Below are 11,005 nucleotides of genomic sequence, written 5' to 3' on the forward strand. Positions count from 1 at the left end.
CGACTGGTCATAATTTGAACTTTGGCACTATGTTTAACGTGTTGATTATTATTCGTTTACACAATATAGCAAAACGCAGTTTATGACCGCTCAGCATATATATTGTCGCGAAAATATCGAATATTGACCACGTTCGCTGTAGCTTTAGCGGTTGCGAAACAAGGAATTATGAATAATGAAATTTGCTCAGCGTCATCTTTTTACTTCAAAATTCTTTATTCCTTATTCAATTTTCATTATTAATAAATACGGCACAATTAAACATTTAGCTTTCTTAATATTTAGAATGAATGAGGAGCAATGTTGATAAAAAAGAAAAATATCACACTAAAAGTGTGTAACAAATTGATAAGCATTTATTAAAACATAGTTTATAATCACAGCTTCATATCAAATTAATTTTAATTAAGGGAACTTAGAATATCAATTCAATAAATATTATTTAACTTTGAAGTAAAATTATTTTTACACTTTCAATCTATTGTAAGAAAAATTAGCAATTATGAAGTTAGCAATTATTGCAGATATTCATGAAGATATTATCAGCCTTAAGCATGCTATTAGAAAAATTGAAAAAAATAATTGTGATAAAATTATTTGTCTTGGAGATATTTCAGGTTTTTCTGTACCACATTACTCACATCAGAAAACAAGAAATGCACATGAATGCCTTGAAATAATAAAACAAAATTGCGAAATAATTATTATTGGCAACCACGATTTATTTGCTGTGAAGAAACTCCCTGAGAATAATCAGAAGTTTAAATATCCTTCAAATTGGTACGAATTAGACTATGACGAAAAACTTAAAAAATCAAATGGATTGATATGGCTATACGATAATGATGAACTTAATCCTTTATATACAAAAAAAGACATTGAATTTCTATTAACACTTCCTGAATTCTATATCCTTAAAACAGAGAAATACAATATTTTACTTACTCATTATCTGTACCCTGATATAACGGGATCATCAAAACAATTTCTTGAGAAATTATCTGATTTTAAAGAGCATTTTGAATTTATGAAAACCAATAATTGCCAAATATCTATTTGTGGACATGCACATAAAAAAAATATTTTTGTTGCATTAAAAAACAAAATAATTCAGCCTGCTTTCAAAAAGTTAAAACTCCCTACAGAATTAGCTATTATTTTATCCCCTCCAATTGTTAATTCAAATGGATTTCTTATCTTTGATACCGATAATTTTAAATTGGAAAGAAAAAGAATTTAATAATTACTACGATGACAAAAAAAAATTTACGGAATTTCTTTTTAAGTATCATATTACCTGGCATTCTGGCAATCGTTTTTTTTATTATTTCTATTTATACTATAATAATTCCATCTTTTGAAAAAAATATGATGGACAGTAAAAAAGAAATGATACGTGAACTTACAAATACCGCATGGAGCTTAATAGAAGAAGATAACAAAAGATACCAAGACTCAATAATTACACTTGAACAAGCAAAGAAACTTGCAGCAAAAAAAATTGGTAAATTAAGATATGGAGATAATTCCAAAGATTATTTTTGGATTACAGATATGCATCCTACAATGGTTATGCATCCTTACAGAAATGACTTAAACGGAACCGACCTTTCGGAATATAAAGACCCGCATAACAAAAAGCTTTTCGTTGAAGCTGTTAATTTGGTAAAAAAACAGGATAAAGGTTACATCCACTACATGTGGCAATGGAAAGACGATTCAACAAAGATTGTCCCAAAACTATCTTATGTAAAAGGATTTTCGGACTGGGGATGGATTATAGGAACAGGTATTTACCTTGAAGATGTAAAAGGAGAAATTATTTCTCTTCAACGAAGACTTTTAAAAATATCCTTTTTAATTGCTTTTGTTATTTTCATAATACTACTATTTATTATTCGTCAGAGTTTAAATATTGAAAAAAGAAGAAACCATGCAGAAAAAAAATTAAAACTTTCTCGTCAAAAATACCAAGCCCTTGTTGAAGCCTCAACAGATGGTACTTTAATGATTATTGACAACAAAATAATATTTTCCAATAAAAAATTTAATAAAATGCTGAATTGCTCTTCTATAAATTTATTAGAGTATAAGTTTAATGATCTCTTTGAAATTAATTGGAATGATGTCTTGCTATTGTTTGACGACCCTGAAAAAAGTGTTTCTATTGACACAAAACTTTTACGTAAAAAGAAAGAAAAAAAAGAAGTTGTAATATCAATTTCAAAAATAAAATATGCAGAACAGGATGGTTTTATTGTTGTAACAAAAGATATAACAAAGCAAAAACAAATTGAAAAAGCAACAGAAAATCTAAGTCAGGAACTTCAAACATCACTTTTGTTAATGAACCAACCAATCAAGCATTTAATAAAAAGTTTTATAAAATGTGATTTGAATACCACGGCTTTTGAAGCAGCTTCCTTAATGTTACGCAAAAAGCAAAATATTATTTTTGTTTCACAAGAAAAAAATATTATCGGATTAATAAATGACAGCGATTTACGAAAACGTATTATTGCAAAAGGCTTAGATGCTAATACAGGAGTTTCGAATATTATGACCTCACCTGTAAAATATATCAGAGACAACCTTCTTATTTATGAAGCAATATTAATGTTTGATTCTGAGAACATTTCTCATCTTGCTGTCAAAGATAATTTAGATAATTTTATAGGGATTATTAGCTATGAAGATGTCTTAAACCTACAAAAAAATACTTTGAGTTTTTTAGTCAGGAAAATTGAAAAAGCAGAAAAGCTTGAAAGCATAAAACAAATTCAAAAAAAGGTTACAGTTTTGATAAAAGCCTTATTGGACAGTGGAGCAAAAGCACAGAACATAACAAGAATAATAAGCTCTATTGCAGATGCTATTACAAACAGGTTGATACTATTGTCATTAGAAGAATTTGGAGAACCTCCCTGTCGCTTTGCTTTTGTTGCAATGGGTAGTGAAGGCAGAAAAGAACAAACACTTGCTACCGATCAGGATAATGCCATAATAATTGAAGATGTTGAAAAAGGAAAACTTGAAAATGCAAAAAAATATTTTAAGAATTTTGCAGAAAAGATGAATAATGATCTGGATTATGTTGGTTATAAATATTGCGAAGGTGAGGTTATGGCTAACAATCCTAAATGGATGCAACCACTATCAGTCTGGAAAAATTATTTTACCAAATGGATAGTAAACAGCACTCCTCAAAATTTAATAGACTCTAGTATATTTTTTGATTTTCGTTGCATTTATGGAGAAAAAAAATATACTGATGAATTGAAGCTACATATTGATAAAGTCATCGAAAATAAAGCTGTGTTTTTTTATAATTTTGCTGAATCAGTATTAAATTTCAAAGCCCCTTCCAACATCTCAGGAAGCATAATAAAAACAGCTGCCCCTAAAGAAATAAGCTTTGATATAAAAAAGATATTACTACCCGTATTAGCTTTTATTAAAATATATTCTTTAAAAAACAATATTGCTGAAACAAATTCCCTTAGCAGACTTGAAAAACTATTTACCCAAGATATCATAAAAAATCCAATGTATGATGAATTAGTATTTTCTTACGATTTTCTGATGCTACTAAGACTCAGGTTTCAAATTTTATCAATTTTTAAAAATGAACAACCCTCCAACATTATTGTTGTTAATAAACTTACAGATATTGAAAAAACAACACTTAAAAAAATATTTTCCGAATTGTCGGTTCTTCAATCCAAACTTAGTTTTGATTTTAAAAATATTGCTTGAAAATAAAAAACTCATCAAAAAGAAACATTTTTAATTTTGTAGTGTTTTCTAAGAAACACTAAATATCCAATTCAATTACCACCGGGCAATGGTCGGAATGAAAAGCATCATTTAAAATCTCTACATTTTTTACTTTCGATAAAAGTCCTTCGGAAATAATATTGTAATCTAATCGCCAACCGAGATTTTTTTCTCTTGCTCTTGCACGATAAGACCACCATGAATATTTTATAGTATCTTTATTAAAGTGCCTAAACGAATCAATAAGTCCAAGTTGTAAAAAATCAGTAAACCATTCTCTTTCCTCAGGTAAAAAACCTGAAGAATTGGCATTTCTAATAGGGTCATGAATATCAATTGCCTCATGGCAAATATTGTAATCACCTGAGATAATAATGTTTGGTCTTTCTTTTTTTAGATTTCTTACAAATTCATAAAAAGCATCAAGGAAATTCATTTTAAAATCCTGCCTTAATTCGCCCATACTTCCAGAAGGAATATAAACCGAAATTTGAGTAAGACTGCCAATATCGGCTCTTATCAATCTGCCTTCGATGTCAAAATCTTCTATTCCTATTCCGAATTTTGAAAATTGCGGTTTCTTTTTCGACAAGAGAGCCACTCCGCTATATCCTTTTCTTTCAGCAGAATTCCATAAACAGTGATATCCCAAATCTTCAAATTCTTTTACCTCAAACTGATCAGTTTTAGCTTTAAGTTCTTGAAGACAAACAATATCAGGATTATTATCCGACAACCAAGCAACAAAAGATTTCCTTGAAGCTGCCCTTATTCCGTTTACATTGTAAGAAATTATTTTCATCAATATTATTCTATAATAATTTTTTGCACTAACGCATTCTCCGATGTTATCAATTTCAAAAAATAAATACCTTTCGGATTAGAATTAATATTTATAATGTATGTAATAGCTGAATTTTCTTTTTTAATCTTTTTTGTAAAAACATTTTTTCCGTTACTGTTATAAATATTTATTTCATAAGCCTCTTTTCCTAAATATTTCAAAGAGAATTCACCATTATTTGGATTAGGATAAATATTAAACATTTTTTCACTCTCATTCTCAAATATTGAATTTACCAATTGAATTGATTTTGTAACAGAGTCATTACCACATCCGTTTGAAACAAGTAATTTTACATTATAAGTTCCTCCATCAGGAAATTTATGAATAGGATTTGACACTGAATCTTTAGTGTTGTCATCAAAATCCCATAAATAATGAAAAGCCTCTGATGAATTATCAGTAAAATATACATTAATACTTGAATCGAGATAAGAATAGCCCGCTAATGGTTTTTGATTAAAAACACCTGCTATTACAGGAGTTCTCAAACTACTACAAACATCTTTTTCCTGTACTTCCCAATTGTAAAAGAAATAATAATTATTATCTGTTATTCCTTTCTTAATCGAAAGCATATCGTTAATGACGTAAGGAAAGTTTGTGTAGCTTTCTTTTGTTCTCCATAATGTAGAATTACTTCCTGTTCGTAAAATATAATCATTTCCTTGAGGAACATCAAAATTTAGATTAATTATCTTTTCACCATTTTGAATATAAAGTGATTTTTGATTTATTGTGTCTCCATTATTATCAATCAGAAATATTTCTCTATTTCCCGAGCCAAGTGCATACACTTTTACGGAAGCAAGATTGAATGATTTAAGAGCATCAAAGGTTAATCCGTTTGAACTTGAATAATATCCTCCGTTTCCATCGGTTTTGCTTGATATTCCACAGTATTCCGATTGTCCGTTAGTATATCTTTGAGCATAAAAAGTTGTTGTTTTTGAAATTACTGGAGTATTAAATACGTATCCTTTGTGCAAAAGATTTCCTGCAATAATTGAATCATACCACCAAATAGAATTTTCATTTTCAGCACTTAGCATAACAGAGCCGCTAACACAAGTTGATGATGAAAAAACAATTGGTTTATCAGGAATAATAATCTTTATTCCTGAAACAACAAATGAATCAGTTCCATTTGCATTTGTACTTTTTAACTTTACGCTGTAAGCCCCATTTGAAGTATAATAATGTGTAGGATTTTCTTTTGTGGAATACTTACCATCTCCAAAATCCCATTCATAACTTTGAGGATTATTCAGTGATTTATTTTCAAAATGCAAATTTCCGGTACATGAATTTTTATTGTCAAGTGTAAAATATGCAAATGGAGTTTGGTCGGAACGAATACATCTCCAGATTAATTCAAAACCCTGACGTGTAATAGCATTGTCGGTAACAATACGTATTGTAATTGAATTACCTGATGAAATTATAAGTCCTTCATTGGGCAAAGCACTACCTGTGTAAGTGCCAATTTTTTGTCCGTTTACTCCTGTTCCTTCATAAATACAAAGTGAATCGGAATTATTTTCAATGTCAAATGAAAGGAAATTCAAAACAATTTTTGATGCTCCCTTTGGTGCAATTGTAACGTAAGAATTTGTATTATTAAAATAATCTCCTGTTCCGCCCGGATCAAAAAGTCTTCCTGTACAAGAAGTATAAATTTCTCCCAATGATTCGGCAGGCATAGTATAAATGCATTCAATTGAGGGGTCAACATTTATGTAAGATGTTCTAACAATTGAATCAACACCATTTTTATTTTTAACTATAAGTGTAACATCAAAAAGTCCAACAGAATCATACAAAACAATGGGATTTATCTCGCTTGATGCTGAAGGATTACCTCCGGGAAATAGCCAGAAAAAAGAATCAGCATTGTTTGATTTGTTATAAAAATGATTTGAATAACCAATACAAACTATTGTATCTATTGCACTAAACTCAGCAATAGGAGGAGTGTTTGGCGAATAATAAAGTTCCGATTCCCATAATCCACGACCATAAGTTCCTGCTCTTATTTTCCTTTCTGATTTTACATCATCATAATAAATTTCCAATTCGTTTATAATTACATTAGGTATCCCGTTTGAAAATTGAATCCAATCAAATAAAGTGCTGTCACGGTAGTAAACACCTACATCCATTCCCACATAAAGTCCTGTTTTGGAATCGTTTTGATATACAATACAATTAGCAGGTAAGTTTGGTAAAGAGCCTGAATAATTTATCCAAGTATCTCCACCATTTGTAGAAAGATATATTTTTTCTCCGTTTGAATATCCTGAAAGTGTTACCCAAAGAATTTTAGGATTTTCGGGATGAACAGCGATATAAGTAATTGACAATTGCGGTAAACCAAGTGAAATATCAAACCAATCCGTACCGCCATTTGTTGTTTTTTTAATATTATTACTTTCTGCAACATAAATAACAGTTGGGTCGGAAGGTGCAACAGCAATTGCATCGAATGTAGCAGAACTTGAAAAATTAGAAATTTTCAACCATGAATCACCTCTGTTTGTTGTTTTCCATACGTTTTTATAAGCAGCATACAAGGTTTGAGGGTCATCAGGGTCCATCACAAAAGGTGTCAACCAAGCACCTTGCTCGTTAATTCCTGTTGTTATCCTTTTGAAATTATTACCTCCATTTGATGAACGATAAAGATATCCATAGTACATGGATGAATACATATAATTATTATTAGAATAATCAACAATACATTCAAAGCCATCACCTCCATTAACATCAGCCCAGTTTTTATTCAATCTTTTTGTTCCGTTATCCTGCAATCCGGCAAGAACAATATCAGGGTCAGTAGCTGAAATTCCAATTCTGTAAATTTGAGAAATTACAAGACCTTGACTCAAGTCTGTATAACTATTTCCATGGTCTTTAGACACAAAAACACCACCATCACAACCTACATAAAATGTTGAACTGTTAGGATAAAAATCCATTGCATGAATATCAGCATGAACATAAGGATTTCCTCCTGCTCCTGTCCAATGAGCACTAATCGACCAATTTGAACCACCATTAACAGATTTCCAAATATTTATTCCTCCTACATAAATTTCATTTCTATCAAAAGGAGAAGCAATAATATCAAGGTCATACCATCCTTGTCCTGCATTATCACTACCACTTACGTACCTGCCAAGAATATTGGGAGAGGTTGCCATTGTAGAAAAATCAGCACCACTGTTAGTTGACCTATAAACACCAATTAGATTACTGTTTGAAGGCATTCTTGCAACAACAATATAAACATAATTAGTATCATCAGGAGTAACAGCAATTTCAAATCGTACAGTAGAAGTTGAGGGTAATCCTGAAGTAACTTTTGTAAATGAATTTCCATCATCAGTTGAAAGATAAAATCCACCTGAACCATAATATCCGTATCTTCCTGCATAAACTACAGTAGGATTCCCCGGCTTAAATTCAATATCACGAAAATGACCTGCTTGTTTTAAATCCCAATTATCTCCACCATCAATTGTTTTATAAATACCAGTAGAAGTAGCTGCATAAATTATTGAAGTATCAGTTGGATACATCAAAAGTTTTCGAATTTTTCTTGTTTGATTTACAGTCCAGCTTAAGCCTGTATTCTGCCATGTATCTCCACCATCTGTTGATTTTAAAACACCTATGCTATAAGTATCAGAAGCATCACCATCACTTGTTGCAAGATACATCACATTTGGATTAAGTGGATTTATGATAAGATCACTGCAACCTATTACATCTAAATCGTCAGTTATTGGTGTCCATGTAAGTCCGCTGTTAGTACTTTCCCATAAACCACCGGAAGGTGCTCCAACATATATTGTATTTGAAATTGTAGGGTGAAAAGTAACAAAGTTAATTCTACCAATGCCACCTCCCGAAGAAACATTAGGACCTAAAGTTGTCCAATTTCCATTGGAACGGGTATTTGACCTTTTCGATGAATTTTGAATGTTATATTTTTTTATTGCATTAGATGATGCCATTGGATTTGGCAATTTACCCGAAGGAAAAACACGTGGTTCCATAAACCATTCCCACCTTTTATATTGTTTTATACCCCTTACCGTGTCAGAGTCAATGCTTTCCATGAATGAATTAAAACTTTTTTGTATCGTATAAAAGTTTTTATCTGAACTTCCTGAAATACCTTCTATCCATTCCTGAGAATAGCTGTTGTTTATTTGAAAACCAAGAAAGAATATAATTGCAACTGTTATTATTGAAAATCTCATTGTTGTATATCTCTTAAATTTAAACATATTTATCATAGTGCAAAGTTAAGTATTCATAAATGATGTATGGTGTAAAAAAGAGAAAGTTTGGGAATTTGAAATACCTCATTTTCACTTAGCACTAATATTATTTATTGCTAAAGCCCACAATAGGTATAGCTTTTGTTCTAGGCAGTATTTCTTCCATTTCGTCAAATAATGTTCTTTCTATTTTTTTCTCTTTTTCTAATAATTTATAGTTACTAATAAATAATTCTTTTCCGTTTTGATTGCTGTTTTTACTCACATTTCTCATTCCATAAGTCAAATTCCATTCATTAATATTTGCAAATGAAAATAAATCTCTTATGTATTCACTATCGTCATAAGTTATCAACCATTTATGATTTATGTTTTTTAAAACATTAGCAAATCTTTTGTGGTCAAATGATTTGTGCATATTACCATTTTTACCATATAAAGCTGATTTAGTAGCAGAAAAATATGGCGGATCAAGAAAAATAAAAACATTTCCCCCTTCTTTTTCAATTACATCTTGGTAATCATAATTAGTAATATTTGTATTATTTAAAATATATGAAAGAAGCTTTACTCTGTCAATACTTGAAATTGTAAATCGTTTTTCATAAGCTGCTTTTGAAAAACCACCGCTTTCACTTGTCCCTGAAAAAGTGATTCTGTTTAACACAAAAAACGCAGATGCTTTTTTCAATTCATCAAATGATTCAATATTTTTCAATAAATATTTATGTAATTCTTTTCCATTTTTAAATTCCCTTCTCCAACTAGAAACTTGTTCTATTAACTTATCGCAATTTTGCTGTGTTTGTTTCCAAAAATGAAATAGGTTAGGGTATAAATCATTAATCCAGAATGTTTTATGTGGATATTTTTGTTTTAAAGAAACAAAGACAGAACCGCCACCAAGAAAAGGCTCTCTAAATTCATCAAATTCAGGAATAATAGGTAAAATAATTTTCACTGCTCTACTTTTCCCACCAGGGTATCTTAAAGGACTTTTTATCATTTATTCAGCTTTTTCAATGTTAATAATAAAATTGTTTTCTTTTGCTTCTATAAAGAGATTTTCAATTACCTCTTTTTGCTTTTTTGAAAAATTTTGCTTTGAAATAAAATTATTAATCTTGTCCGTATTATCAGATGATAGAATACTTCCATCTAATTTAGTTGAAGTTAATTTAATAACAGGAATTGATTTATATTCAATACCATCAACTTTTACTTCTTTTAAATTTGTGTATAATATCATTTTAAGTAAACCGTCTTTAATGTCGCCATTGCTTGGTAATAAGGCATTTCTTGAATGTTTACCTTCAATGAGATAAAGGTTTTTACCTTCAATTTTTATTTCATCAGTTGTGAAATAATATTTCCCACCAAGATAATTTTCTATTGTAATTGTTGCTTTTGTAAGAGTTGACAGAGCTTCTTTCGGCTGAATAGTTAGCATTTCACGATTTTGGGCATCTTGTGCTTTTTGTCGTGAAGTGTTCATAAAATCTTTAACTCCACTAATGAATTGATTGGCAAATCTATCAATACCTTGTTCATTATGAAATTCAACATCTAATTGTTTGCCAATTTTATTATAAGAAGATTTTGCTTTTTGAATTAAATCAGGGAAAGATTGTTCAATTTCTTTTAAATTCCAATGCAATGCCGAACTATGATAATTTTTTATTTCAGCTATTTTTGTTTTAACTAAATTATTATTGAATTGTTGATTTGTAATTTTATTTTCTCTTGTTGAGTGTTTTTCAGCATTTTCATAGTATGCAAAAACAACAAAAATGCCAAGTAAACTCATCAACGACACTGTATCCCATTGTATAAAATCTCTATCGCCACGTTTGCCTTCATCTTTTATGATGGGGATTACAGTTATTTTTTTTGAATTACCAAGTGTATTGTAAATCCTTTCATAAGGATAAGAACGTGTCCGTTTGGGTGAAACCCATTTAGAAATCCCAAAAGAGAAATTACCATCCTCTACAATTGAACTTGCAGGTAACTTATTAATATTAAAATCCTTAATATCAAATTCTTTTAATTCATTTATCAATTTACTTTGGTATTCAATACCCGTTATTTTAGC

At 30.0% G+C, this 11,005-nt stretch carries 6 protein-coding genes; 2 read left to right on the plus strand and 4 right to left on the minus strand.

From position 1 onward, the window contains the following. Window positions 1-502 precede the first annotated feature (502 nt). The gene (locus tag U9R42_01655) at window positions 503-1,240 is read left to right on the plus strand and encodes a metallophosphoesterase family protein (protein MEA3494719.1); all 738 of its coding nucleotides are present in this window, start codon (window positions 503-505) and stop codon (window positions 1,238-1,240) included. A gap of 11 nt (window positions 1,241-1,251) precedes the next feature. Beyond that, window positions 1,252-3,756, plus strand: a complete 2,505-nt coding sequence (locus U9R42_01660) for a DUF294 nucleotidyltransferase-like domain-containing protein (protein MEA3494720.1) — start codon at window positions 1,252-1,254, stop codon at window positions 3,754-3,756. 58 nt (window positions 3,757-3,814) lie between these two features. Here U9R42_01660 and U9R42_01665 read toward each other — a convergent pair whose 3' ends face one another. From U9R42_01665 to U9R42_01680, 4 genes are all read right to left on the minus strand, one after another. Beyond that, window positions 3,815-4,579: an exodeoxyribonuclease III gene (locus U9R42_01665; GenBank protein ID MEA3494721.1), complete on the minus strand. Its 765-nt coding sequence runs from the start codon at window positions 4,577-4,579 to the stop codon at window positions 3,815-3,817. 5 nt (window positions 4,580-4,584) lie between these two features. Beyond that, complete coding sequence (locus U9R42_01670; GenBank protein MEA3494722.1) at window positions 4,585-8,916, minus strand: PKD domain-containing protein; 4,332 nt, start codon at window positions 8,914-8,916, stop codon at window positions 4,585-4,587. Between the two features lie 100 nt (window positions 8,917-9,016). After that, entirely contained in the window at window positions 9,017-9,916 is a 900-nt protein-coding gene (locus tag U9R42_01675) for a DNA adenine methylase (protein ID MEA3494723.1), read from the minus strand. After that, window positions 9,917-11,005 (minus strand): hypothetical protein (locus U9R42_01680; protein ID MEA3494724.1); only part of this gene is annotated, 1,089 nt, incomplete at its 5' end.

Source organism: Bacteroidota bacterium (genome assembly GCA_034723125.1).
Lineage (GTDB): Bacteria > Bacteroidota > Bacteroidia > CAILMK01 > JAAYUY01 > JAYEOP01.